At 56.4% G+C, this 26,786-nt stretch carries 20 protein-coding genes, 1 tRNA gene and 1 other RNA gene; 8 read left to right on the top strand and 14 right to left on the bottom strand.

Features of this window, described 5'->3' with window-relative positions:
- Nucleotides 1-20: 20 nt before the first annotated feature.
- From RW023_RS02915 to ffs, 6 genes are all read right to left on the bottom strand, one after another.
- Nucleotides 21-1,688: a HAMP domain-containing sensor histidine kinase gene (locus RW023_RS02915; protein ID WP_315579809.1), complete on the bottom strand. Its 1,668-nt coding sequence runs from the start codon at nt 1,686-1,688 to the stop codon at nt 21-23.
- Between the two features lie 8 nt (nt 1,689-1,696).
- Nucleotides 1,697-2,422, bottom strand: a complete 726-nt coding sequence (locus tag RW023_RS02910) for a response regulator transcription factor (RefSeq protein WP_315579808.1) — start codon at nt 2,420-2,422, stop codon at nt 1,697-1,699.
- A 31-nt stretch (nt 2,423-2,453) separates the two neighbouring features.
- The gene (recR, locus tag RW023_RS02905; protein WP_019126766.1) at nt 2,454-3,050 is read right to left on the bottom strand and encodes a recombination mediator RecR; all 597 of its coding nucleotides are present in this window, start codon (nt 3,048-3,050) and stop codon (nt 2,454-2,456) included.
- 3 nt (nt 3,051-3,053) lie between these two features.
- A complete protein-coding gene (locus tag RW023_RS02900) occupies nt 3,054-5,555 on the bottom strand; it encodes a DNA polymerase III subunit gamma and tau (protein ID WP_315579807.1) in 2,502 nt (833 codons plus the stop codon).
- A 158-nt stretch (nt 5,556-5,713) separates the two neighbouring features.
- Complete coding sequence (locus tag RW023_RS02895; protein WP_315579806.1) at nt 5,714-11,278, bottom strand: SdrD B-like domain-containing protein; 5,565 nt, start codon at nt 11,276-11,278, stop codon at nt 5,714-5,716.
- Nucleotides 11,279-11,528: 250 nt separating this feature from the next.
- Nucleotides 11,529-11,624: signal recognition particle sRNA small type (gene ffs, locus RW023_RS02890), an RNA gene on the bottom strand.
- 184 nt (nt 11,625-11,808) lie between these two features.
- Between ffs and RW023_RS02885 the strand changes: the two genes are divergently transcribed.
- Nucleotides 11,809-12,117 carry a hypothetical protein gene (locus RW023_RS02885; RefSeq protein ID WP_315579805.1) on the top strand — a complete coding sequence of 103 codons (309 nt, stop codon included), beginning with the start codon at nt 11,809-11,811 and terminating at the stop codon, nt 12,115-12,117.
- Nucleotides 12,118-12,126: 9 nt separating this feature from the next.
- The gene (locus tag RW023_RS02880) at nt 12,127-12,396 is read left to right on the top strand and encodes a hypothetical protein (protein ID WP_315579804.1); all 270 of its coding nucleotides are present in this window, start codon (nt 12,127-12,129) and stop codon (nt 12,394-12,396) included.
- A 355-nt stretch (nt 12,397-12,751) separates the two neighbouring features.
- Here RW023_RS02880 and RW023_RS02875 read toward each other — a convergent pair whose 3' ends face one another.
- From RW023_RS02875 to RW023_RS02865, 3 genes are all read right to left on the bottom strand, one after another.
- Nucleotides 12,752-13,033 carry a hypothetical protein gene (locus tag RW023_RS02875; protein WP_315579803.1) on the bottom strand — a complete coding sequence of 94 codons (282 nt, stop codon included), beginning with the start codon at nt 13,031-13,033 and terminating at the stop codon, nt 12,752-12,754.
- Between the two features lie 326 nt (nt 13,034-13,359).
- Nucleotides 13,360-13,444: transfer RNA gene (locus tag RW023_RS02870), tRNA-Ser, on the bottom strand.
- 84 nt (nt 13,445-13,528) lie between these two features.
- Nucleotides 13,529-13,966: a DUF4190 domain-containing protein gene (locus RW023_RS02865; protein ID WP_315579802.1), complete on the bottom strand. Its 438-nt coding sequence runs from the start codon at nt 13,964-13,966 to the stop codon at nt 13,529-13,531.
- A gap of 232 nt (nt 13,967-14,198) precedes the next feature.
- Between RW023_RS02865 and RW023_RS02860 the strand changes: the two genes are divergently transcribed.
- The 3 genes from RW023_RS02860 (at nt 14,199) to RW023_RS02850 (ending at nt 17,720) form a co-directional block, all read left to right on the top strand.
- Nucleotides 14,199-15,566, top strand: coding sequence for a solute carrier family 23 protein (locus RW023_RS02860; protein ID WP_315579801.1), 1,368 nt, complete (start codon nt 14,199-14,201; stop codon nt 15,564-15,566).
- Nucleotides 15,567-15,715: 149 nt separating this feature from the next.
- The gene (locus RW023_RS02855) at nt 15,716-17,179 is read left to right on the top strand and encodes an MFS transporter (protein WP_315579800.1); all 1,464 of its coding nucleotides are present in this window, start codon (nt 15,716-15,718) and stop codon (nt 17,177-17,179) included.
- Complete coding sequence (locus RW023_RS02850; RefSeq protein WP_315579799.1) at nt 17,166-17,720, top strand: TetR family transcriptional regulator; 555 nt, start codon at nt 17,166-17,168, stop codon at nt 17,718-17,720. The genes RW023_RS02855 and RW023_RS02850 overlap by 14 nt, the downstream gene beginning before the upstream one ends.
- Nucleotides 17,721-17,747: 27 nt before the next feature.
- Here the strand turns inward: RW023_RS02850 and RW023_RS02845 are convergent, their stop codons facing one another.
- The 5 genes from RW023_RS02845 to RW023_RS02825 form a co-directional block, all read right to left on the bottom strand.
- Entirely contained in the window at nt 17,748-18,341 is a 594-nt protein-coding gene (locus tag RW023_RS02845; protein WP_315579798.1) for a LytR C-terminal domain-containing protein, read from the bottom strand.
- A gap of 51 nt (nt 18,342-18,392) precedes the next feature.
- The gene (locus RW023_RS02840) at nt 18,393-18,782 is read right to left on the bottom strand and encodes a DUF1304 domain-containing protein (RefSeq protein ID WP_315579797.1); all 390 of its coding nucleotides are present in this window, start codon (nt 18,780-18,782) and stop codon (nt 18,393-18,395) included.
- 190 nt (nt 18,783-18,972) lie between these two features.
- Nucleotides 18,973-19,698 carry an anaerobic ribonucleoside-triphosphate reductase activating protein gene (locus RW023_RS02835; RefSeq protein WP_315579796.1) on the bottom strand — a complete coding sequence of 242 codons (726 nt, stop codon included), beginning with the start codon at nt 19,696-19,698 and terminating at the stop codon, nt 18,973-18,975.
- Nucleotides 19,695-21,566 carry a ribonucleoside triphosphate reductase gene (locus RW023_RS02830; protein ID WP_315579795.1) on the bottom strand — a complete coding sequence of 624 codons (1,872 nt, stop codon included), beginning with the start codon at nt 21,564-21,566 and terminating at the stop codon, nt 19,695-19,697. The genes RW023_RS02835 and RW023_RS02830 overlap by 4 nt, the downstream gene beginning before the upstream one ends.
- A gap of 245 nt (nt 21,567-21,811) precedes the next feature.
- Complete coding sequence (locus RW023_RS02825) at nt 21,812-22,954, bottom strand: phosphatase PAP2 family protein (RefSeq protein ID WP_315579794.1); 1,143 nt, start codon at nt 22,952-22,954, stop codon at nt 21,812-21,814.
- Between the two features lie 263 nt (nt 22,955-23,217).
- Here RW023_RS02825 and RW023_RS02820 point away from each other — a divergent pair, with 263 nt between their 5' ends.
- From RW023_RS02820 to RW023_RS02810, 3 genes are read left to right on the top strand one after another with little or no spacing between them, the layout of a single operon-like run.
- On the top strand, nt 23,218-23,718 hold the full coding sequence (locus tag RW023_RS02820; protein WP_315579793.1) for a YbjN domain-containing protein: 501 nt from the start codon (nt 23,218-23,220) through the stop codon (nt 23,716-23,718).
- The gene (locus tag RW023_RS02815; protein WP_315579792.1) at nt 23,715-24,335 is read left to right on the top strand and encodes a YbjN domain-containing protein; all 621 of its coding nucleotides are present in this window, start codon (nt 23,715-23,717) and stop codon (nt 24,333-24,335) included. Before RW023_RS02820 ends, RW023_RS02815 begins: the two co-directional genes overlap by 4 nt.
- Nucleotides 24,335-26,776: a DEAD/DEAH box helicase gene (locus tag RW023_RS02810; protein ID WP_315579791.1), complete on the top strand. Its 2,442-nt coding sequence runs from the start codon at nt 24,335-24,337 to the stop codon at nt 26,774-26,776. The genes RW023_RS02815 and RW023_RS02810 overlap by 1 nt, the downstream gene beginning before the upstream one ends.
- Nucleotides 26,777-26,786: the final 10 nt, after the last annotated feature.

Genomic DNA, 26,786 nt, shown 5'->3' with positions numbered 1-26,786 from the left:
GCCTCTACTTCGTATTGGGTCTAGTTTTCTGCCGCCGGCAGGATCACCGAGAAGGTTGTTCCATGCTCGCCGGGCTTACCTTCACCTTCGCATAAGGTATCGACGTCCACTCGGCCACCCAAGGCCTCGGCAATCGAGGAAACGATCGACAGGCCCAGCCCCGAGGATCCCTTCCCCTGACGTGAGCGCGAAGTGTCGCCTCGGACGAAGCGATCAAAGACGGTCGCACGCAGCTCGGGCGCAATTCCCGGGCCATCATCGGCAACGCTCAGGCGCACAAACCCGGGCACCGAGGCCCCGCCGCCGATCATCTGCACTCCAACTTTTACGCGAGTGCCAGCGGGAGTGTGAATCCTAGCGTTATTCACCAGGTTTGCGAAGACCTGGCGAAGCGCAGACTCATCACCCAGCACGGTGCAGGAAGTGCAGGAATCGGCCTCGTCATCAATTTCGGGAAGGTCTAGGCTCCACTGGTGATCCGGACCTGCTGCATGGGCATCTGACACTGCATCGATAGCCAATGGGATCACGTCTACAGGATCGCTGGCCAGTTCACGTCCCGCATCAAGGCGAGCCAACAGCAGAAGATCCTCAACCAGACCGGACATGCGCGCGGACTCAGATGCGATTCGCGAAAGCGCAAGCTCTTGGTCCGTTGCTCCTCGTTGAAGAAGCTGCGTGTAACCCTGAATCGACGCCAAAGGAGTTCTGAGTTCGTGCGAGGCATCGGCAACGAATTGACGCAGGCGTTGCTCAGATTCTGCGCGAGCCTGAAGTGCGGTTTCAACATTGTCGATCATCGTATTTAGGGCGTAACCGACATCGCCGACCTCATCACCGGGCTGGGCGATGGAGTAATCAACGCGTTGGAAGTCCTCAACTGTTGGAGTGGCAATCAGGTCCTTGGAGCCGATGCTTCGCGCGGTTGCCGCTACCTCACCCAAGGGGAGCATTTCCCTGCGAATCCACTTGCGGCCGATGAAAGTTGCGCCGGCGATCACAACCAGTGCGATGAGGCCTTCAAGAGCCACCAACATGATTAGCGTCGAGTTATTGGCCGCCAAAGACAGGCCGACGACCAATGTCCGCGACTCTGATTGAGCGCACATGATCCTGAAAGTGCCAAAATTCGTCAGGCTGACATTGTGTCCGTCTCCATCGCAGTGCAAGGAGAGAATCTGCTGCTGAGCGGCACTATCGAGCTCCACCACATCAAATTGCTTGACGACGCCTGAAACGATCTCATCGTCGTCCTTAATGAGCTGCAACTGGCCTTCTGAAGAACCTGGACCCCGCAAGCCACGCGGTCCATGTTCACTTGGCGAAGCAGAGGAACTAGGAGAATTCGACTGTGATGGGGCGTGATCATCCTGGTTGTCCTGTGACCCGGCCGTCGGAGGAGGAGGGGGCGGAGGAACAGGTTGTTGCAAGCTGAGCTCTGCGTTCTCTTCAAGCCTGCTGAGCATGGATTCAAGCGAACTATCAACCTTGGAAGTCATCCACGAATGCATTGCAAGCGCCGAGGCAACAAGCATGGTGACCAACGCCAAAGCGACGGCTGCAGCAAGAAAACGACTCAGGCGAACAGTGAGAAGACGCGATCGCTTGCGCTTCGTTTGAGGAGCACTATGTGTGGGAACACGCGCTTGCGCTTCGCTATTCGAAGCTTGAGGGGTAGAGCTTGTCATTAGCGCTCCTAGGAGGCGGGCCTGAGGATATAACCGGCTCCCCTGACCGTGTGAATCATGGGTTCGCGGCCAGCGTCGATCTTCTTACGCAAATACGAAATGTAGAGCTCGACGATGTTCGCCTGACCACCAAAATCGTAGGACCACACGCGGTCGAGAATCTGCGACTTCGACAAGACAACGTTCGGGTTTTCCATGAAGTAGCGCAGGAGCTCAAATTCGGTGTTCGTCAGCGTAATTGCTTCACCGCCGCGCTCAACATCGTGGGAGTCCTCGTCCAGGGTCAGATCACCAACGGTCAGAACACGTTCAGCGGTGACCGAAGCCATTCCAGATCGGCGAAGCAGAGCGTCAATACGCGCAGTGACTTCATCGAGGTCAAAAGGCTTAGTGACGTAGTCATCTGCACCGGCACGTAGTCCCGCAACGCGATCTGCCACCGCGTCACGTGCCGTCAAAAACAGGACCGGAAGATGGGGCTTGCGCTTACGCAGGCGTTCCAAAGTTTCCATTCCGTCGAGGCCAGGCATCTGGATATCCAAAACCACAACATCGGGGTCAAAAGTATCGGCCTTATCCAGGGCTTCCCAACCGTTTGCTGCCGTTTGGGTTTCCCAGCCCTGGTGGCGCAGTGCTGATCCAAGTAGCTCGGCCAAGACCGATTCGTCATCCACAACAAGGACGCGCGCTGGTGTCCCATCGGGGCGAATAAAGCTAGACTCTGTTGTACTCACGTCGCGATCCTTTCACAGTTTCCGTGGAAATTCAGGACATATTGCGCCGGCCTTCCATTGCCCGTCCCAGGGTAATGGAATCCGCATATTCCAAATCGCCGCCCACGGGAAGTCCCATGGCAAGTCGCGTTGTCGTCACACCAATTGTCGAAAGGGTGCGCGCTAGGTACGAGGCGGTTGCCTCACCTTCAATATTCGGGTTTGTTGCGATGATGACCTCTTGAACAACACCATCTGACAGGCGTCCCAGAAGCTGACGAATACTGAGCTGATCGGGACCAATCCCGTGGATGGGATCAATAGCGCCACCCAGAACATGGTAGCGTCCGCGGAATACCCGTGAGTTCTCAATGGCCTGGATGTCCTTGGGTTCTTGGACAACACAGATCACGCTGGGATCACGCCGCGGATCACGACAGATCGAGCATTCATCGTCTTCGGTGAGGTTCCCGCAAACAACACAGTGCTTGACCTGATGACGGACCGCATTGATCGCAGTGGTCAGACGCTCGACATCCTCGGGCTCGGCCTCGAGAAGGTGCAAAGCCATACGCTGCGCGCTCTTTGGCCCCACTCCGGGAAGTTGTCCCAATTCATCGATGAGGTCTTGAAGAGCTCCTTCGTACATGCATCACCACCCACCCTGGTCGTCAGTCTTTTGCTCGATGATGGTTCCGCCCAAAATATCTAAAACTGCTGGAATTCCAAAGAGATTCGATTCGGACATATCCTGATCATCGATGCTGGCACTGTCATCCTCTGCCGCAGAAACGCTGGGAGTTGCGGGAATTTCCTGCGCTTCTTCCTCTGCCGAGGCTTCTGGTGAGGCCGCCGCTTCCTCTTCTTCACGCACGTCATCAGTTGAACGTGCGTCGTCATCTTCTTCCATGCGCGCAACACGCTGCGAAGGAAGTGGCGTAACTTCAGAGAAGTTTGGAACTTCAGGAGCTGACTCTTCTTCAAGCGGGTCAAAACTTGGAGGCTGAACGACAGTTTCACTCCAACCCGAAGTCGCGACAGGCTCATCCTGTGGTTCATCATCAGGTTCAGGTGATGGAGCAGGTACTTCCTGCGAATCCTGCTCTACCTCTTCAACCTGATCCCCCGGATCAAAAGGGGGCGGCGCCTGAGTATGCCAATCGTATGATTCTGGTGCCTGCGGATCATAGGGCTTCGAGGCATCGATCGGTTCCGCCGGAACATGGAATTCCGGTGCCGGTGCGGCTTCGTGCGCCGAAGCGTCGGAGTTGCCTAGCCCAGAGGGGACCGATTCTTGAGCAGGTGAAGCCTGAGCAGCTGTGGAGTGAACGGGGGCGGCCTGCGCCGGCATGCTCTGCACAGGAGCCGCGCTGGAGTGTGCATTAGCAGAAGGCGTTGAAACTGCCGGCCCGCCGCCGGACTGTCCCACCTGTGCACTGACGTGCAAACGAACACCCAAGACGTCATAGATCGTGTCCTCCACGATCTGCGCACGTCCCCCGTTTGTAAAGCTTGCGACCATTCCTTGGCTGGGGAAGAGGATGATCAATTGGTCTCCGTCCACGGCACCCAATTGCCCGTTTTGAGACAACAAACTCCACACAACCCTGCTGTGCGTGCCCAAACGCTCGACAACATCTCCCCAGCGTTGTCGCACAAGGTCCGCATTGGGTGCAGCGGGAGCATCAACAGGAGCGCTATGCGGCGCAGGTGATTCGCTATGAGCGGCAGGGCGAGTGACCTCCCAGCCTCCAGATGAGGGCTGAGACTGGGGTGCACGTTCTACCTGTCGAGGCGATTCAATGCGACCATCGGCGGAAGCTTTTGGCACCACCGAGGCGCCCTGGTGGTCTCCGCTCTTCTGGGCTTTCTTGCGTGCAAGAGCCTCACGCGCCTGACGAGCACCAAATGAACCCGAGCCAGCCGAGGCCTCGGCAGGGGCACCGCCCCCAACCAAGCCGACTCCGCCAGAGAGCGGTCCCGGGGTACCCGCCATCCCGCCAGCGAGCGCTGCAGGTGCTACTCCATAGGCACCAGCAGTGGCATCAACGCCTCCACCGGGCACTAAGATTCGGCCGATAAGCAACTCAAGCTGCAGTCTGGGTGAGGTTGCGCCAGTCATGGAGCGAAGGGCTTCGTCAGTGAGGTCAGCAGCGCGCGACAAGGCCTGCGTTCCCCAGTTCTTTGCCTGGACGCTCATACGTTCAAACTGATCGTGAGGCGTACCCACCAACACATCGTTGGCACCGTCACCCGCGACGGCAATAATCAACAGATCGCGCAAGCGCTGCAAGAAATCTTCGACAAAACGACGCGGGTCATGACCCGAAGACACCATTTTTTCGATCACACGATACGCAGCACCGCCGTCGCCCCCTGCAAGAGCATCGACAGTCTCATCCAAAAGCGCAGTATCCGTGTAGCCCAAGAGAGCAACAGCGGTCTTATATGCGATCTCGCCATCGATTGCGCCGGCCATCAACTGGTCCAAGACCGACAGAGAGTCACGCACAGAACCGCCACCGGCGCGGATAACCAGGGGAAGGACACCTTCACCGACGCGAATATGCTCCTCATCGCACAGGGTGTGCAGGTAGGGCTCCAAGATATCCGGTGGTACTAAGCGGAAAGGATAGTGATGCGTACGGGAACGGATGGTTCCAATGACTCGCTCAGGTTCCGTCGTCGCGAAGATAAACTTCACGTGCTCGGGCGGCTCTTCCACAAGCTTAAGCAGGGCATTGAAACCCTGAGGGCTGACCATGTGGGCTTCGTCGATGATGAAGACCTTGTAGCGGTCACGCACCGGCGCAAAAGTGGCGCGCTCACGTAGGTCACGCGCATCATCCACACCACCGTGCGAGGCGGCGTCGATTTCAACAACGTCGAGTGAACCCGGGCCACCGGTTGCCAGTTCACGACAGGACTCACATTGACCGCAAGGCGTATCCGTTGGACCTTCGGCACAGTTCAGGCAGCGCGCCAAAATACGCGCAGAGGTCGTCTTTCCACACCCGCGCGGACCAGAGAATAAGTACGCATGATTCACCCTGTGAGCACGCAGAGCAGCCTGGAGAGGTTTGGTCACGTGTTCCTGGCCGATGACCTGTTCAAAGGTATCGGGCCTGTACCGGCGATAAAGAGCTGTCGTCACACTTGAACTTTACGGCCCCGCGCGCTCATTTGCGTCCTGTTTTCACCACAAGCCGCAAGAACACAGCGAAAATCATAAAAGTGGAGGTCCAAGCAGTTTCCCACTTGGACCTCCACTCACTCACGTCTATGCCACCGACTCAGCGGCGGCGACGCACATTAGGAGATGCGGCCTCGGCGACGAAGTGCAAGGAGTGCACCACCGGCGATCAGTGCTGCAGCACCCAAGCCCAAGACTCCGGCCTCGGCACCCGTACGCGCCAACTTAGAACCGGGAGTCTTCGGGTTCGGCTGCTTCGGAGGCTGCGGAGCCGCAGGAACTTCCTTCTCCATGTATCCGAAGTCGACGTTCTCAACGGCCGAGTTCGACTCTCCAAGCTCAATGAGCTCGGACTGAGAATCCTTGAGCGTATCGGGATCAAGAGTCTGCTCCAGGCCGTTCAAGACACCGGTCGTATCAACCTTCACGCGGTACTTGCCATCGGGCAGGTGCGAGAACTTGTATGCGCCGTTGGAATCCGTGGTGGTGGTCTCCACGACGTTTCCGTTCTCGTCGAGCAAGGTCACCTTGACCGAGGGGAAGCGAGGATCGCTGGGATCCTTAACGCCGTTACGGGCTTCATCACGGAAGATCGTGCCGCTGATCGAGTTGTTCTCGATGTAACCGAAGTTCACACCGGTCTGGGTCGGGTTGTCCGCACCGATCGAAATCTTCCCCGAGGCGTTGTCCTTGGTTCCATCCGGGTCCTCAGTCTGGTCCATATCCTTGAGCGTTCCGGTCGTATCGACCTTGACTCGATAGTCACCCGCAGGCAGCTTGGAGAAGGAGTAGTTTCCATCCGCGTCGGTCGTGGTCGTTGCAACAACATTGCCCGAAGCATCGACCAGGTTCACGGTGACACCCGGGAAGACCGTTTCAGTTGCGTCCTTGGATTCGGAACGGTTCGAATCGCGGTAGACATTACCGGCGATCGAGTAGTCCGGAACGTAACCGAAGTTCACGCCGGACTTCTTCGGGTTGGCCTCGTTAAGAGTGATCTTCTGCGAGGCGCTGTCCTTAGTTCCGTCCGGATCCTCGGTCTGGTCAGTGTCAGTGAGCGCACCATCCTTCACAACCTTGATGGAGTACTCACCATCGGGCAGGTTAGAGAAGGAGTAGTGGCCGTTGGCATCGGTGGTCACTGTCGAAACGACGTTTCCATCCTTATCCAGCAGCTGAACGGTGACACCGGTGTAGCCGGGTTCGTTACCGTTTTGGGAACCATTTCGAGAATCGTCACGGTAGATGGTTCCTTCGATGGTGTTATCGGATACGTAACCGAAGTTGATGTTCTCGTGGATCGGATCATCAAGCTTGAGCGTGTACACGCCCGAGGTATTGTCCTTGGTTCCATCCGGATCTTCGGTCTGTACCAGGTCAGCCAGCACGCCGTCCTTGACGACGCGCACCTTGTAGTCGCCCGCTTCCAGGTTCTGGAAGGTGTAGGCACCCTGTGCATCGGTGGTCGTCGTGGCCACAACATCGCCCGCGTTGTTCAACAGCTGAACAGTGACACCCTGGTAGAGCTTTTCACCGGTGTCCAGCGAATCGGAACGGTTTCCGTCGCGGTAAACCGTTCCCTTAAGGGTGTAGTTTGCCGCGAAGCCGAAATTGACCTTGGTCTTTGCGGGATTGTCGTTATTCAGAGTGAACTGCTCAGTCGAGTTCTGAGTCTGCTCAAGCTTCTTCAGCAAGTCAGACTGTTCAATCTGAACCGCGTATTTGCCGGCAGGAAGCTTGCCGAAGGAGTAGGAGCCATCAGCCGCAGTCGTCGTGGTTGCGGTGATATTCCCATCCTTGTCCAGCAGGTTGACAGTGATTCCATCGAATCCCTGCTCGCCCGTACCCATCGAAGAGTTGCGGTCCTTGTCGTAGTAGACCGAACCGCTCACGGAGTAGTCCTTCGCGTAACCGAAATTCACATTGGTGACATCCGGATCATTACGCGTGAAGGTGATGGGCGTTGACTGCGAGTTCTTCGCGCCGCTGGGATCTTCGGTCTGTTCGAGGCCGGCCAGCTTGCCCGTCGTATCCACCTTGACGGTGTAGGTACCGTCGCTCAGGCCGGGGAAGTTGTAATTTCCCGAGGCGTCAGTGGTGGTGGTTGCGACAACGTTGCCCGAGCCGTCGACCAGGGTAACCGTCACGCCCGAGAGGTTGACGTCATCACCGTTCTTCGTCTTATCTCGGTTTTCATCCAGGTAGATGTTGCCCGAGATTGCATGCTTCTTCACGTACCCAAAATTGATGTTCTCACGAACCGGGTTATCCGCGTTAAGCGTGATCGCACCGGAGGCATTGTCCTTTGTACCGTCGGGATCCTCGGTCTGGGTCAGGTTGGCGAGTTCGCCATCCTTGACGACCTTTACCGTGTAGGTACCCGCGTTGAGCCCAGTGAAGGAGTAGTTACCATCTGCGTCAGTCGTCGTGGTGGCGACAACCGTGCCGGCCTCGTTCACCAAGTTAACGGTAACGCCATTGAAGCCCTCTTCACCGGCGGTGTAGGACGAGGAGTCGTTCTTATCGAAGTACACCTTGCCCGAGAGACGGTGCTTGACGGTGATCGTCGTGCTTGCCTTGTTGTTGTTCAGGTCGACGTCGTAGGGAGGCAGATCCTTGAATTCGACGTTGTTGGTGATGGTCTTGCCATCTGTTCCGTCGTTCAAGCGAACTGTCACGTACAGCGAGGCGTGGCTTCCCGCGGTCAGATCGCCGATGGTCCACACTCCGGTGTTGACATCGTAGGTGCCCGCAGCGGCTCCGGCCTCGCACGCATCCGGGGTACCCGACACGTAGCCGGTGGGGCACATGAAGGATTCGGACTTCACGAAGGTGACGCCGTCAGGCAGTTTCTCCGAAACCTTGGTGTTCGCGGAAAGGCCCTGACCCGTGTTTGCGGCGTCGACGCGGAAGGTTACTTCATCGCCGGGCGAGAGCGCCGAGGCATCGGAAGCAACGCTCTTGTTCAGCGCGACATCGAAGGCCGAGGCGATGGCGACCTTGAAGGGTTCGCTGGGGAAGACCGCTTGGTTCGAGGAGGCCTGGGTTGCTGCGATTGCAACCGATTCGTAGGCCACGCCATTAGCGTTATCGGGCGCCTTGATCGGGACGATCAGAGGGATCGATGCGCCGCCCTCGATCGGGGTGGTCTTGCCATTGATATAGATGCGGTAAGACTTAACGTCGCTCCACGAGCTCGGGTTCGAGGTCCAGTTGTTATCGCATCCCGCAGGAGCGTCAGCCATGGACTTTCCACGTTCCATGACCTCACCGCGGCAGGGGTTGTACGAGGTCGAGTACTCGATGGTGACCTGAGAGGGGTCAATTCCGTCGCCGGCCTGGACCTGGATCGGTCCGGTCATGATGGGTGCCCACTCGGAACCACGGCTTGCGCTGGTGCGAACCGCCGTGTCGCCGACGTGCGGCAGGGTGCCGTAAACGGTCATATCCGACAGGTTGGCGTTACCGGTGTTGGTCGGGGTGATACGGAAGGTACCATTTTCACCCTGGCGGATCAGGGAGGTGCCATCGTTGTACTTCATGTACACCGATCCGGGGACAGAGCCGAGGCTTTCGAGGACAACACCGGCGGCTGCCAGTTCGTTGACACTCATGCCTGAGGTCACGGGGCAGACCTTATCGGTGACAGAGCCATTGGAATTGATGTCATAGATATCGGTGGTGCCCGAGTAGAAGCAGGGATCGGCGTTCTGGTATTCGCGCTCTGCCGGAGAGATGAATGCCTGGTTCGTGTAGGTTCCGGGCTTCATCTTGTTGGTGACGAGGCCTCGCAAGGTGACGCTTGTGGCATCAACTCCCTTGAAGCCGGGCCACGTAATGGTCACCAATTGGCGCGAGCATCCGCTTGCGTCCGTCACCCAACGGGAGGAATCAACAGTTGCGGTGTAGCCCTTGGGTCCGCCTGCAACCGAGTTCTCAACGTAGGTCATGCCACAGGGAAGAAGGTCCGCAATAATCGGCTGAGCCGGTGCAGACATCGTCCGGTTGTTGGCAACGATCGAGAAGGTTACTTCCTGTCCCGGGGTTGCCTGAGAGTTCGCAATGGTCGACTTTGCGTTGTAGTACGAAGGACGCGAGGTTTCAAGCAGGAGGATGTCACAGAGGTTATCCGCGGGGATACCAATGGTGTGCGCTCCATCTTCGGACTTCATCGACAGGTCGGTGACACAGTTCTGAACGCGAACCCACGAGGGATCGGTTCCGGCCTTCCACGCATTGGAGTTCGTATCTGCCCGCACGTAGTCGGCGCCAGCTTCAGTTGTCGGAGTCTTTGCGTTGATCTGACCCTGGACGATGAAACGACCGCTCTCTGAGGGGCTCAGAGTCTGCTTGTAGTGGAACTTCGTGATGTATTCGTCGCTTGCCAGACCTGAAGCGTCAAACTTTTTCGAGGCCGTCAGGGTTTGCGTTCCCGTGTTGCCCTTGTTGGTCCAGTAGGTGAATTCGACCGGAGAAGTCGTGTTGAGCTCTGCCCCGCGAGCGAACATCAGAGGGTTAGCGCAGTCTGTCGATCCATCAGTCGGTGAGGTCAGGGCGCAGCTGAGGTAGTCGGTGTATTCCAGAACAACCGGCATATTCGAGGTGTTGTTGTACCAGTACAACCACATGCCGTTTTGACCACGCTTGAACTGCTGCAGTGCATTCTTCGAGAAGGTACCACCGTAAGTGACCTTGTCCGCAAAGTCGTGCGAGACCGAGGAATGAGCGGATACGGTCTTCGCGGGATCACCGTAGGGGCTACCCGTAACGGTTGCGGTGTTAGTAACCGTGTTATCTGCGCAGCTCGTTGGATAGTTCAGAGTGACATTGAGCTGGAGGTCGACGACGTTGGGAAGCAGAGTTCCAAGGTTCCAAGTCAAGGAGTGCGTCGCTGCGTCGTAGGTCGGTTCTACTCCAGTGAACTCAGATCCATCAGTTGAGCCCTGGGAAGTAGTGCTGACGTAGGTTGCACATGAGGGAAGCTTGTCGACAAGCTTCACATCGGTCATGGCGAGCTTGCCGCGGTTCGGACCAAGCGTTCCGGAGGTAATCGTCGGCGTCAACGAATAGGTAACGTTGCTTCCCTTCGGACCGATTGCCGTGGGCTTCTTTTTGGTCAACGCAAGGGTCGTTTCCGCCAGGTTAGTAACCTTCGTGTTGTCGGTCACGGTCGTGTCACCCGAAGTGAATGAGACCTCGGGAGAAACGGTCGACTGATCGGGCGTGTAGCTATTTGGCATCTCGAAGGTGATCACGGCCTGATAGGAGTTACCCGCCGGAATGCGTCCCATGTTGTAGGTAACGTAGGCGTCGGTTGTAGCCGTTCCCTGAGTGAGGTTGGCGCTCACTGCGGGTGTTCCTGAAGCGGCAGTTGCCGCAAGGTTTGCCGCCACTGCCTTATCCACAGCGTCACCACTCTGGTTAACAGCGTGAGGGATGCGCACCTTAATGACAGAGTCCACACAGTCCTCGGTCACCGAAGTACACGACCAAGAGACAGTGTATTTCTGAGTATCGCCGGAATTGTAGGAAGTCTTTTCCGGGGTAATGCTGACGTTGAGGACGGGAGTTGCGGCACGGCTGGGGTTATTTCCCAGTCCAAAGACCACGAGGGTTGCGACGATCAAGATGGACAGCATCTGACCGGCGCGGCGCCACATAGAGCGCGAACCGACGTTTTGCACTGTGTTCTCCTGTTGGAAGTAGAGATGGATCAGAACAAGTCTATTTGTAAAGAGCGAAGCCGTATATATAGATGCAGTTTTATATCGAGGAATAAGTGTCGGTCTGCATATATAGGCAAGTTTTCAAGGTGGACAAATTGGCTTCTTAATAGCCAAAATTAAGACTCCTATTTGATGGTTCAGATAGGGTGCCGCAACCACATGTGCGCACTTAGACAGCGCAGATTTCGCAATCGATGAGCACCTAGGTAAAAAGAATCCCCCGCGTACCCGGCAGCGCACCCTTATCCTTGCTGCATTCCTGCCCTGGGGAGGTTCGGATGATACCGTCACGCGGAGGATCCGGGAACAGTTTACACGGCACGGGCCGCAACCTGCGACCCGTGTTATTTATCGAAATTTTCTTCCAACTTCTCCACACCTTCTACCCCACTTATTTGGATGTTTATCAGGCTCGATATAAAATTGAATCCAGTTAGTTTCCCCAGGCACAACGAGTAAACATTTTGGTAGAAATCTGGAGAGTTTCAATGCGAATCACACTGACTCGTGCAGCGATCGCACTACTTTTCGTAGCAGCAACGCCGACTCCCGCGCCTTCCACGTCTCAACCTCCGGCACCGACTCAGCCCGCGACCCCGACAAGCAAGGTTCCGAGTCCTTCAGCTCCAGTTCCCACCACGCCTACCCCTACAGAGCCAACGATTCATTCACCAAAGCGCTCGGAGCTGGCTAAGACCGGTTTTGGATCAGAAGTACTCATCGCGGCGACCTTAGTCGCAACCGCTGGCGCAGCCACTTTCACAGCACGAAAGCAGCGCGGCGCAAAGAGTAGCTAGGCTAGACACATGGCGGCAGATACGACAACACCGTTCGTGCTCAACGCAATCGAAGCGCTTGACGCGATTGGCGCGCAAGAAGCGGTCGCGTTTTTACGTATGATGCTCGATTGTGACGGCCCCGATGTCGACGGAGTCGTGACCTCACTCATCGATTACGACATCGTCTCCCCAGACTGGGTAGAGCGACTGCAAGAAGTCAACCTCAACGCATCGGGACTTTACGACGAAGAACTCGCTGAGCTCCGCGAAGGCCTCGCGCTCAAGAAAAACCGGTAGCGTAGCCCCGCGCCTGATTTCCGCGGCCACATAGAGTCTCCGCCCGTCCGCACACTGCGGGCGGGCGGGGTCTTTTATTCCTGCCACAAGAACAACAAAAAGTAGCCCTTCTACAATTTTTGTTGCCCTTTTTTGCCCTTAATGACAGGAATAGCGGAAAAAGAAACGCAAAGACGAGCACGCTCCCTCAGCCTTTTCATCTGCAGGCCCCTGTGCGGTGGTAGTGCTTCCGGTGGCCATTAGTGGTTTCCTTCTATGCGGATGGGTATAAGAAAACCCGCTCCTATGCAGGTGCCGGTGGCATGAGAAAACCCCACTCGCAAGTCGCGGTGGGGTTTAGGGTTGGTTCAGTTAGCTATGCAGCAGTATCGGCATTTTGCGCTGCAAAGCCCGCGCGGAGTTCTTCGAGTTCAAAATCAAAAGCTCCGGCATACTCGTCATTAAAAGCAACGAGACGGTCAATCCAATCTTGGTTAACTTGCTTGTGCTCAACAAGCGCAACGACTGCGCCCTCTACGTCCGGGCCGTCGTATTCGAGCATTTCTAAGAAGACAGGAATATACTCGCGGTCGTCTAACGCTTCCAAAAGCGCGACCACATCAAGGACAAACTTTGTTGGGGTGTCACGCGATTCCATAGACGATGTATACCCTATCTAGTCGCTCTGATGGGATAGATACTCTTAATTTTGCCACGCTTTACTCCGTCGTAGGAGTAGGTGACTGCAATCTTGATTCCGTCGCGGAGAGTCGCAGGCTTCCGCTAACCAGACTCCACCTGCTTCTCAAAGTCGGCGAGCCAGTCTTCTGCATGACCGAACCTCAAAATTGATGGGGGCTTATTGGGGCCACTTTTACCGCCCCAAGCGTACCAATCGGCATATATCGGTTTTAATGCCATCAGCCAAAAACGTTGGAAACAAAAGGGAAACCCCGGAATCTCAACGAACCCGGGCTATTCCTGCGGAGGATGGGGGATTCGAACCCCCGAGGGCTTGCACCCAACACGCTTTCCAAGCGTGCGCCATAGGCCACTAGGCGAATCCTCCGGAGCGTGAAACACGCACCCCGTAATGCTAGCGGAATTCGTCGAAATCACGAAATTTTCACGCCAGCGTTCAGCGTGGAATCCCTCACGAAGAGCGCCAGAATAATGCCATCCAGACCAGGAACCAGATCAGAATCCCAACAACTCCGGCGATAATTGCCGCAATCGACGCCCTGCGTCCCACACCGTTCATACTCGTCGAACCGACAAGTCCAATGATTCCCAGAATCACGGCTGCAATCGCGGGAAAGAAGAATATTGAGAGCGCGCTTACCCACGCCGCAATATTTGCAATCGTATTGACCTGCGGTTTGGGAGACGTGTAACCGGGGCTTGCAAACACATCAAGCAACGAGGTGTCGTCACTGCCCGGGAATACCATGCTCTGCGGCTGTTCGGACTTTGGATGCTCTAAGTGTGGAGTTGGTCCGTAGGGGTCCAGGACGGTCGAGGCCGTTGCTGGATTGGCAGCATTGCTCGCGCTTGTCCCACTGCCGCCTGGAGCATAGGGATTGAGTGCCATGAATACCCTCCGATACTCCTGCGACCTACACACATTGATTCCTTCCTCAAGCATGCCATATCTCATGCCTTCACGGTCAATACCGCGGTATTAGGCCGCAACCGGAGGAAGGAGAACAGTCCTGTGAGGTGCCACATAGCGGGCACTTTCACCCAACACTCAGATTTCGGGCTATGCTGGTGTTCCGACCGGTTTCGGCCCAGACCTTTTAACTGATCGGAGATTTAGCAGCATGTCTGTTGCACAATCAGGATTCTTCCGCTGGAAACTTCATGGCGATGGCACCAGTATTGCTCCCGGGGACGTAGTTCTTCCTGGCGAACGTCTTTCTTGGCCTCGAACAATTGGAATTGGCGCACAACACGTCGTTGCAATGTTCGGGGCAACTTTTTTGGTTCCTTTGCTCACCGGGTTCCCACCGTCAACAACATTGTTCTTCTCGGCAATTGGAACGCTCCTCTTCTTCCTTATCACTGCAGGACGACTCCCAAGTTATTTGGGGTCGTCCTTCGCTTTAATTTCGCCGATCTTGGCAGTCTCCGGAACTAAGGAACTTGGCCCGAGCTTCGCACTGGGTGGCATCATCGCCACCGGCGCAACCCTGGCTCTTGTCGGCATCATCGTTCACTTCGCAGGTGTGCGCTGGATTGATGCGATCATGCCCCCGACCGTTACAGGCGCAATCGTTGCCCTCATCGGTCTGAACCTTGCACCCGCCGCATGGAACTGGGTGAAGACCGGTCCCATCACCGCAGTCGTCACAATCGTCTCAATCTGCTTGATCACGGTTCTGTTCAAGGGAATCATCGGCCGTCTCTCGATCCTCTTCGGTGTGCTCATCGGTTACATTGCCGCAGTTATCCAGCACGAGGTGAACTTCGATAGCGTTCGCGAGGCCGCTTGGTTCGGTCTTCCGCAATTCCACACCCCCTCCTTCTCCGTCTCTACCCTGGGCCTCTTCATCCCCGTGGTCTTCGTCCTCATCGCCGAAAACGTCGGTCACGTGAAGTCGGTTTCCGCAATGACCGGTGAAAACCTCGATGACCTGACGGGTCGCGCACTCTTCGCCGATGGTCTTTCCACCATGCTCGCAGGTGCGGGTGGCGGTTCCGGTACGACGACCTACGCCGAAAACATCGGTGTTATGGCGGCAACCCGCGTCTACTCGACGGCTGCCTACCTGGTCGCAGCGTGCTGCGCATTCCTGCTCTCGCTCATGCCGAAGTTCGGTGCGCTCATCGCAACGATTCCCCCCGGTGTCCTCGGTGGCGCTGGTACCGTCCTCTACGGCATGATCGGCATGCTCGGCGTTCGTATCTGGGTCCAGAACCGCGTTGACTTCGCCAACCCGGTCAACCTCAACACTGCTGCTATCGCTCTGATTGTCGCAATCGCCGACTTCACCTGGAACATCAGCGGCATGACCTTCGGTGGTATCGCCCTGGGCACCGCCGCTGCGATCATCGTCTACCACGGCATGCGCGGTATTTCGAAGCTGCGTGGAACCAACCTCGAGCAGGCTTCGCCCGCTTCGGCTCCGGCGGGATCCGAACTCGAGAGCGAACCCTACGCTTCACGTCATCGCTCCACTCAAGCCTGATCGTTTCTGATCGCTGTGGCCGGGGTGTCCGAAAGGACACCCCGGCCTTGGCATTTACCTCATTTCCGCTTAATACCAACCATTTCCCAGTGAACACAGCTCACTTACTAAACCGGACGTCCGTTACAGTTATGTGCTAACATCTGCTCATGCGCTCTGAATCGACACGGACCCGATGGGCATTTCTTCTTGTGATTTCGCTGGGGCTATTCATCGTCGCAGCCGATAACTCCATCCTCTACGTCGCTCTTCCTACCCTTCGATCTGAACTCCACACGACCCATCAGCAAGGCTTGTGGATTATCAACGCCTACCCTCTGGTTCTGGCCGGCCTTCTATTGGGAACTGGGACCCTGGGAGACAAGATCGGACACCGACGCATGTTCGAAGTCGGACTCGTAATCTTCGGTCTTGCATCCACTGCTGCAGCATTCGCACCAAATGTCGCGATCCTGATCGCTGCACGCGGCTTCCTTGGCGCAGGTGCCGCGGTGCTCATGCCTTCAACCCTTGCGCTCATCCGCCAGACCTTCCTTGAACCCCGCGAGCGCAACACCGCCATCGGCATCTGGGGATCGGTATCAACCGTCGGCTCGGCCGTCGGCCCACTCTTGGGTGGATTCCTTCTTACTCACACGTGGTGGGGAGCGGTCTTTCTGATCAACATTCCCATCGTCATCATCGCCTTGGTCAGCACTTACCTTCTTGCTCCCGACAATTACCCCAACCCCAAACGCAGCTGGGACTTCATGTCCTCCCTCTACGCGATGATCACCATGGTCGGCCTTATTCTCGCAATCGAAAACCTTGCTCACTCACCTATTGACACGACCCTTGTCGCGACCGGCATCGTCCTATTCATCATCGGGATGTTGCTCTTCACCCATCGCCAGCGTTACCTTGAGGTTCCACTTCTGACCCTTGATGTCTTCCGCAGCCGCCTCTTCACAGCGGGATTTTTGGGCGCATTCCTCGGTATGTTCGTGGTCTCTGGAATGGAAATCCTGACAACCCAGCGTTTCCAACTCTCAGCAGGTTTTACTCCGCTCCAAGCAGGCCTTGTCACAGGCGTCGTTGCTGTAGCAGCATTCCCGGGCGCTATCTTGGGCGGCCGCTACGTCGATCGCGTGGGATTTAGAACCGTCATTTCAGGCGGTTACGTCATTGCAAGCATCGCCGGAATCGTCGCGATCATCGCTATCAAGGAAAATCTCTTCCTCATCTTCATGATCGCGCTCGCACTCCTAGGTACAGGAACTGGCCTGGCTATGAGCGTTACCTCAACTGCAATCATCGGTTCAGTCCCAGCCCGCCGGACCGGCATGGCCTCGGCAATTGAATCGGTTTCCTACGAGTTTGGAACGATGCTTTCGGTGGCGGTCTTGGGTTCACTGATGTCACTGCTTTACACTCTCAATGCGGCTCCCGAAGTCGCCCACAACATGGACGCTTCCGCCCACGACCCAGTTCTTGCACCCATGGCCGCAAGCGCCATCGATACCGCCTATACATGGACACTATCCATTGCGATCGCAGTCGCCCTGAGCGCCGCAATCGCAACAGCCGTGCTCCTCAAAGACAATCCAAAGGAGACCAAGTATGCGCACGAGTAAAAAATCGCAGCTCATTCAGGCCGCCTTGGAGATCATTGATAAGAAGAGCCTGGACGCACTGACCTACGACTCCCTCGCGAAGGCCTCGGGAATGTCGAAATCCGGCCTTCTCTACCACTTCCCCTCTCGCACTGCGCTACTTTTGGCGCTCAACGAGCACTTGGCCTCGTCATGGAGGGCAAGCCTTCTCGAGGCCGCGGGAGCCCCTCCTGAGGAACTATCCGCCCGCGAACGCCTACGCGCCGTCGTCGAAGTACTCTCGCAAAGCGCGACCCGCGCAGACCTTCTTTTGGCGCTTGACACTCATACGAGTGAAGAAGGCGCCGAGGTGTGGGATGAGATCTTAGGCCCCTGGTTGCTTCCTCGCGAAGAAATTTTGGCCGATCCAGATATTTATCTGCTGTACATCATTGCCGACGGCCTGTGGGTGCACGATCACATCAATTCCTACGATCTGACCACACAGGAACGCCGCGCACTGATCACGGCTGCGTTAGCGTACTTGGATTCACTACCTGACGTTTCTCAGGCACACTTCTAAATCTCACCCGCGCGGGGTAGATCTCAGCTATTTCCGCAGCGGCAAGCAGGTGCTGGGGCCTTTAAGGTCATCATGATTTTCCTGAACACGCTGCAGATCCTCAGCGGTCAGGGCACCGTTGTAGAGCGAGCCCAAAAGGACCGTCACTCCCGGTTCGGTGTTATCGGTCAAGGTCACTCGCGATGAGGGGAAGAAGCGCGCGACGGTGTAGGCCGCATCAACAGACTGAGGACCAGCTTGAATCTGAGCCGAACCCGCATATTCAGGCGAGGAATTCGAAGGATCTGCCACCTGGAAGCCCACACTCTTGAGCATATCTGATGCATCGCGTGCAACACCCGAGCGTGACGTCGTATTGAAAACCTGCACCTTGATCGAGGTCGCGGCCAGAGGTTGAGTTTCCTCGCTAGGGCAGGGAATATCCCCTGTCGAGGCGTACTTAACTTCTGCTGAGAAGCCGTTAAGGAAGGGGATGGGAAGAATTCCCGAGAGCACCAAAAGGCTGAGGACACTGAGTCCAGCCATCACCGAAACGACGATCGAGAAGACCGAATTCTGCTTAAGCTGGCGTTCGCGGCGATAGAGTTCGCGGCGGGACAGTTGGGGTTGTGGTGCACTCACAGGACTAACCTACTTCACCGACGCTACTTTGTGCACGAATTACGCCGAATCTCAGTAGATCATCATTGTCAGAATCAGGGCAATAACAGCAATCACTGGAAGTGTTCCCTGCTTGATAGCTGCGCTTCGCTTATCCGGCGAGGTGACGAAGAGGAGAAGTGCTGCGGCGAGCATCGAGCCGGTCCCAAAGAGCATCAGGGCGAGGCCAACGGCCGGGGACGCGAACATGTAAACGAGGACCCCTACGAATACCTCAAGCGCAAGGAAGAGGTTGTAAAAGCCCTGGTTAAAAGCCATTTCTTTCGTATTTTTAGCCGCTTCTTCACTCATGTTGAAGGTTGCTCGGGTGCGCTCGGAGGTCCATGAGATTGACTCCATAGAGAAGATGAAAACATGGAGGAGTGCGGAAAGAATGGCAAAAGCCATTGCAATGATCATCATGGGAAAACTCCTTACGCATGTTGATGTTCGAGACTCAATGAGTGTACGCCGGATAGCAGTTGCCGGGAGTGCACCTTAAAGCACTCCCGGCAACGCTGCGGCACCGCACGCTCAACCCCACTTCAGCGCGCATAGCGGCCGCTCACACACTCGGCGCTCCCCCAAACACAGAGTCGCCGAGCACGTTGTTTCACGCAGGCCTGAATTCAAAGGATTCAAACCCCAGCTTCTTGATGTCTTCAGCCATCGCCTCGACTTCCATATCCCATGCGCGGTCCCCCGCATTGAAACCTTCTGCAGTACCCATGGCGCGAGCCTGCTGAAGTGCGAAATGCGTTGCACCCAAGTCCTTGACGCACGAGGCAACCTCACGGGCATCGCAAGGGCCATCCGGATACACCGTCAGGCGAACCTCGTAGGCAACACCCGAATCCAGCACTTCACCCAAGCTCTCCCACGCTTTCGGCCCCGCGTTGGGACGCCCAGCCACGGCCTCGTACGCGGGACCTGACATTGCTTTAATGTCAATGCCCACCCAATCGACCAAGTCGGAACGCAAAACCTCACGTAGACGCGAAGGATAGGGACCCGCGGTGTGCAGACCAACTTCGAAACCAAGCTCACGCACGCGCTGCATGGCCGGCAGAAGGGCCAACTGGCGCGTGGCCTCGCCACCGGAGAAGACCACCCCGTCCAGCAGACCAACTCGACGGCCCAGCAGATCCTCGATTTTCTCCCAGGACACAACTCCGGGAATCTTCGGATCGATAATCGCCTGATTGTGGCAATACGGACACGCCCAAGGACACCCTTGGGCGAATACCGTCGCCACAAATTTTCCCGGCCAGTCAACGCTGGACATGGGGCTCAGCCCCGCGATCTGCAGGTCCGAGGCAGTCAGGGTTGCAAGGCTCATCGCTGATCCACCGGCGGGAAAGCACTGACCAGTTCACCGTGATCTGAAGCTGCAGCCTCAGAGAACATGGTGCGCTCGTTGTACTCACCCTTCTTACCGATATTGAAGGATTTCACGGGGCGGAAGTAGCCCATGACTCGAGTCCAGACCTCACATTCTTGCGGTTCGCGCTCGGGGTGAGCCTCGGCGCACTTCTCGCAGGTCCAGTGTTCGCCGACAAGGTAACCGTGCACAGGACAGATCGAGAAGGTCGGGGTGATGGTGATGTAAGGGACCTTGAAGGCGGTGAGTGAACGACGCACCATCTCCTTGCAGGCCGCACCCGAGCTCATACGCTCGCCCATGTACAGGTGCAAAACCGTGCCGCCCGTGTACTTGCCCTGCAGGACTTCCTGATCTTCCAACGCCTGGAAAGGATCGTCGGTGTAACCAACGGGAAGCTGCGAGGAGTTCGTGTAGTAGGGCTGTTCATCGGTGCCGGCCTGGAGGATTCCCGGGTAGTGGAGGCGGTCGGCCTTCGCGAAGCGGTAGGTCGTGCCTTCGGCTGGAGTTGCCTCGAGGTTGTACATGTGGCCGGTCGCCTCTTGGAGCTCCACCATGCGCTCACGGATGTGATCGAGGATCGCGCAGCACATGTCGAAGCCGAACTTATCGGTGATGTCGTACTGGTCTCCCGTGAAGTTTCGAACCATCTCGTTCATGCCGTTGACGCCGATGGTTGAGAAGTGGTTATTCAAGTGTCCCAAGTAGCGCTTCGAGTAGGGGAACAAGCCGCGATCCATGTGGAACTGAATGGTTTCACGCTTGGCTTCCAGGGTCTGCGAACCCAGATCAATCAAGTGATCCAATTCCTTGACGAGGCCGTCCATGTCACCCGCGAAACGGTAGCCCAGGCGCGCCATATTGATTGTGACGACACCGATTGAGCCCGTCAGCTCTGCGGAACCGAAGAGGCCATTCCCGCGCTTGAGCAATTCACGCAGATCCAACTGCAGGCGGCAGCACATCGAGCGGATCATGTGGGGATCCAAGTCGGAATTAATGAAGTTTTGGAAGTAGGGAAGGCCGTACTTTGCGGTCATCTCGAAAAGCGCGTCAACATTTTCGCCCTCCCAATCAAAATCGGGAGTCATGTTGTAGGTCGGAATCGGGAAAGTGAAGACACGGCCATCTGCGTCTCCCCCCGTCATGACCTCAATGAAGGCGCGGTTAATGAGGTTCATTTCCTCTTGGAGCTCGCCATAAGTAAAGTCCACAATTTCGTCGCCAATGAGGGGGTGCTCATCGGCCAGATCATCCGGGCAGGTCCAGTCGAAGGTGAGATTCGTGAAGGGGCACTGGCTGCCCCAGCGCGAGGGAACATTGAGGTTGTAGATCAGTTCCTGCATGCTCTGGACGATCTGCTCGTAGGTCATGTTGTCCAGGCGAACGAAGGGGGCCATGTAGGTATCAAAGGAGGAGAAGGCCTGTGCACCGGCCCATTCGTTCTGAAGCGTACCGAGGAAGTTGACGATCTGGCCGCAGGCGGAGGAGAAGTGCTTGGGGGGTGCCGAGGCGATCGCGCCACTGACCCCGTTGAAGCCCTCCTGAATGAGGCGCTTGAGTGACCATCCCGCACAGTAACCCGCAAACATATCGAGGTCATGGATGTGGATATCACCGCTGCGGTGCGCTGCTCCCGCTTCGGGGGAGTAGACGCGCTCCAGCCAGTAGTTGGCAATCATCTTGCCGGCAGAGTTCAGGATCAGGCCACCCAGCGAGTAACCCTGATTGGCATTTGCATTGACGCGCCAATCGGAGCGGTCAAGGTATTCCTCGACGGTCGAAATCGCATCGATGTCATAGCGTGTTGTGGGAGATGTAGTCACGGTTTTCCTTTCCGAGCTTCAACACTGACATCGTGGTGGGGGCACAATATCTAGTGTGCGAGACGAACGCGTCCCACAATATCTAGTGGTTTCAGAAAAGGTATAGCTACGACATGCGGTGTGTTGCCATTCGATAAAAATGCGCAAATTACGAAAGTGGGTGAACGCATTGCGCGAGTGTCTGAACAGCTTGCGAATAAGTTAAATGAAACTAGTGCGAGCGTGCTTTCAACTCAAAAACGGCACTATTTCGCCGAAAGTCGGTCAACCTCGTGAATAACAAAACCTGCAACAGCGACAACAGCAAAGGATGAAATCCCGGCAAGAACATGCGCTCGGCGCGGAAGAGCATCCAAAAATTCTGCGTAGGTGATTCCACCCGAACCCATTTGTGCCAGATCATTGGGCGTCAACGCCCACACAGAATAGACAACTCCCAAAACTGTGATGAGTGCGCTGGCCATTGCAATGACAGCCATGGTTTTCTGGACGGGTACGCCGTGGCGAACGCGGGTCTCCAGCGGACACAAGATCAGCGCCCAAAAACCGCAGATTGCCATAGCAACAAGAACATCGGCGGGGCGGTGCCAGCCAAAAACCATGACGGAAATACCCACCAAGGATGTCCAGATATATCCGATCCACGCCGCGGGGCCTCGGAACCATTCGGGCGCGATCATCACCAATGCCAGCGCAAGGGACATTGCAACTGTCGTATGCCCCGACGGAAGCGAATTCAAAATAGCCGCGGACATGTGGAAATCCGGGCGATCAATGAGCAGCTTCGCGACCTGAGTCGTCGTATTAGCCGCAATAATCATGCCCAGCGCACGCCCCGCCAGTGTTGGACGACGACGTAGCCACGCAATCAAAACGATCAAACCACCAACAGCGACCATGGCGGGAACCGAAATAATGTGCGTCACGGTACTTCCGACAGTGCCTAAGGACTCCGCCCAGCGCATGGCAGCTTCCATCGACAAGGTGTCAATCGCCTGGCCTGTAACAGTAAAGACGGCAGCCCAAGCGACAAGGATGCTGAAGAGTGCACACCCTCCTGCAGCGAAAAGCCGACGCACGAGGCGAGGGCGGTAGCCGGGAGCCACAGTCCTTGGGGCAGTCCGAGCAGCAGCCACACCGGCACCCCCACCAGCACGTACGGTGCTACCACCCTGGCTTGATTGGCGAATGTTCGGTCGCCGTCGGGCAGCAGAAGAAGATGTTTCAGAAGTGGCACTCCCCAAGTTCTGGGGGCCAGAGAATCGCCTTGAGGAGGCCGAGGCCGCGAGCGCTTCCGGAACCTCTGCAGCATCCCCTGAGGGAGCATAGGCCTCGGATTCTTCGGGATTAAAGGAAGGATCAGGATAACCGGGAATGCGGTCGCTCATTTCGTCCCCCTTCCCTCATGCGACAACCAACTAGGTGGCAACCGTTTCGTTTCGCGTTCTTCGAAGGTCCTATTTTAGTCACCCATCTGGGGCATTTTCTATTGGAACACTTGGTTTTTCCTCGGTTGATGAAGGTGACATTTTGTCGCATTCTCAAGTTTCTATCTCGAGCCGCGCTCCGGTCATTCGGTTACAGTGGAGGAGTCAGCAGGCGTGAGTCACGGCGACTCGATGCCACTACCGACTCGGATCAGGGGTGCTACGTGTCGATTTCTCCGGTCAACACCGACCGCATTCGGGCAGTCTTGCACGGTCACGATCTGAATTTTGGTGAGTCTTCAGAGGAAGAGCTCGCTGTTCCGACACGAAATGCGATTTATTTCTGGAACACCTCAAACCCCCACATTCTGCAATTACGTGCGCACTGGCGCGGAATTGCCAACGATGATGCCGAATTTGCGTCGCTCATGGAAGAAGTTCGGCGCTGCAATGCAACCCGCACAGGCCCGAAGGCGTACTTGGCACCTTTCGAAGACGGTCGACGCTACGGGCTGATTGCCGAATGCAACATCGTTGCAACAAACGGTCTTTCGGAGGCCCAGCTCGATACCTTCTTCGAAACTTCAATGTCGATGATCATGGGATTCTTCTCCGATCTTGAAGAAACCCTTCCCGAATTCGTCACATGGAGTGATGAAGATTCGGATCGAGAATCATCGAGCGAGGCGAACACCATCTCGCTCCACCAGGGAGATCGATCATGAGCACGCTTCCAGGCCCCTATCCCGTACCCAAGGATTCGATCACGCCATACAAGGTGACTTTCGATCGCTTAATGCGCACTCTTTCTGAGCTGCAGTTCCAGGCTGATGTTTTGGCGGATAACCGCGCTGCTGGTGCCGTTTTTGACGGCGTGCCTTTCCTGCTCAGTATGGATTCGTCCGAGCGCTTCCTGTCGATTCGCGCGGTCTGGGATACCGACTTCGAGGCCGAAAAGGCCGGCCATCCGCTTTTCGCCGCAGCCGATTCATGGAACCGCGAGAAGTATTTCCCAACGGTTTATTGGATGCTTGATCCCGCCGGCTCTCTTCAGGTGTGCGCCGATTTCGCCGTTGACACTTCTGCCGGCCTATCGGATCAGCAGCTCACCGACCACTTGGGCGCAGGTATTTCAACCGGAATTGACGCGATCCGTTACATGCAAGAGGCTGCAACCCAGACCTTGGGTTGGGTCGCTCCAGAGGCAACTCCCTACTCTGCTTCGCCCGAGGCCTCGGCCTCCGCTGAGTCCTTCGCGCAGCCCCAGCCGGGTAGCCCTGCCTCCACTGATCCCGAGGCCGAGGGGCGCTCCGCTCATAGTGGTGCCGCTTTCGGGCTCTAATGGATTCACGCTCTGAGCACCTGCTCGAGATCATCCGCTCCCGAGGCACGCAGGGTCAGTTTGTCGATTACCGCTGCCTTCCGGCGCAAGATGCGTTGATTTCAGAGTGGCCCGAGTGGATTCCCGCACCTGTCGTATCTGCGTGGCGCCAAAGCGGAGTTAATGAACCGTGGCTTCACCAAGTGCACGCCCTTGAGTCGATCCATTCCGGACACGATGTTGTCATTGCGACCGGTACGGGGTCGGGCAAGTCTCTGGTCGCATGGACACCGATTCTTTCAGACCTAGTTCAAGCCGATGACTCCAACAGAATCTCCGATATTCACCGGCGTCCAAGCTGCCTTTACCTCTCGCCAACCAAAGCGCTTGCAGCAGACCAGCTTCATTCGCTGAACCGTCTTGTTGATGGCCTCGAACATGACATCGCCCTTGCACTTGCCGATGGGGATACTCCCCGTGAAGCCAAGGAATGGGCGCGCGCAAACGCCGATATCATCCTGACGAACCCGGACTACCTGCACTACGTCATGCTCCCCCGCCATGAGCGCTGGACTCGTTTTCTGGCATCGCTGCGCTACGTCATTGTTGACGAAATGCATCAGTGGCGAGGCGTCAGCGGGAGCCACATTTCTCTGGTTTTACGCCGACTTTTAAGAATCGCGCGCCACCTTGGTGCAGACGTCCAAGTCATCATGATGTCCGCAACTTTAGCCGATCCGCAATCCGTTGCTCAGACAATGATTGGCCGCGAAAACATCGACGCGATCACAGACGATACTTCCGGACGCGGAACTCACCACATCTTTATGTGGGAGGGCCGCGAGGTTCCGCGCGAAGAAGATGTATCAATTGACGCTTTCCTTTCTGCTCTTCGCGCTGCAGAGGCCGGCGAAGAAACGGTTCTTGAAGCTCCAACTCAGCGTCTTTCCGCCCAAACAGAGGCTTCGCTTTTGTGCGCAGAGCTTATTCGCGCCGATGCTCGACTGTTGACCTTTGTTCGCTCACGCGGTGGTGCCGAGGCCGTCGCTGCACAGACCCGCGACAAACTCCGCGACGCTCCAGAATTAGCATCGACCGTCGCTGCGTATAGGGGAGGCTTCCTTCCCGAAGAACGACGCGCCTTAGAATCTGCACTGCGTTCGGGTCAATTACGAGCACTTGCAACGACCTCTGCCTTAGAAATGGGTATCGACATCTCTGGGCTTGATGTCACCATCACAGCTGGATGGCCTGGGACTCGTGCATCATTTTGGCAACAGGTTGGGCGCTCCGGACGTGCTGGAGCAGATGGGATTTCTGTTCTTATTGCTGGCGATAACCCCCTTGATTCTTTCCTTGTTCATCACAGCGATGAGATTTTTTCCCCTGTCGAAGCAGCGGTATTAGATCCTCAAAACCCCTGGGTTTTGCGCGATCACCTGTGTGCCGCGGCTGCCGAACTCCCCCTTCCCGACGACGAGGCAATTACGGTTTTCGGAAGTGGAGCTCCCGCTCTTTTAGCTGAGCTCGGTGAGGAAGGGCTACTGGTCCACCGAAGTGGAGGCTGGCGCTGGAATGTCAGCTCTTCTGATGGCCCATGGGAGAAAATCCAGATCCGCGGTAGTGGTGGCGATGTTCAAATTGTCGATACCCGAAGCGGAAGCATCATCGGTTCTGTCCCCCAAGATTCCGCGGATTCGCAGGTATTTCCGGATGCGATCTACGTGCACCAGGGACGAACCTTCCACGTCCTCTCTCTCGAAGAAGGACCCACACGTATCGCCTACGTCGAAGAAGTCCGCACACCGCTCAGGACCAGGGCCCAAGATGCGACCTCAGTGCGGGTTATCAGTATTGATGAAGAATGGGTCAGCCCAGATTCTCTTGTTCACTGGTATCGAGGGACTGTCGATGTCACCCGTCAAGTCACCGATTTCGACCTCCTTCGACTTCCAGGGCTGGAATACATCTCAAATACTCAACTCGATATGCCGGAGCGCACTTTACGCACCCAAGCCTGCTGGTACACCTTGACTCCTGCGACAATGGCAGCAATCGGGATCGATAAAGGCGATGTCTTAGGGGCTCTCCACGCAGCAGAGCATGCCTCGATCGCACTTCTTCCCCTACTGGCAAATTGCGACCGTTGGGATTTAGGTGGGCTTTCGACAAATCTCCACACGGATACCGATTTACCAACTGTTTTTGTTCACGATGCTTATCCGGGTGGTGCGGGCTATGCGCATTACGGTTTTGCCCACGCTCGTGAATGGATGGAGCGTACTTATCAGGCTGTTTCCGAGTGCAAATGCCACGACGGATGCCCCCGGTGTGTCCAGTCTCCAAAGTGTGGAAACGGGAATGAACCGCTCTCAAAGTCCGGTGCAGAGTGCCTTTTGGGCCTCCTCGTCGAGCATTCGCCTTTCGAAGAAATTCCCAGAAAACTTTCAGATACAAAATAGTATCCACACA

This window comes from uncultured Actinomyces sp. (genome assembly GCF_963542285.1).
In the GTDB taxonomy this organism is placed as follows: Bacteria; Actinomycetota; Actinomycetes; order Actinomycetales; family Actinomycetaceae; genus Pauljensenia.
This window is presented reverse-complemented; position numbering and strand designations above follow the sequence as displayed.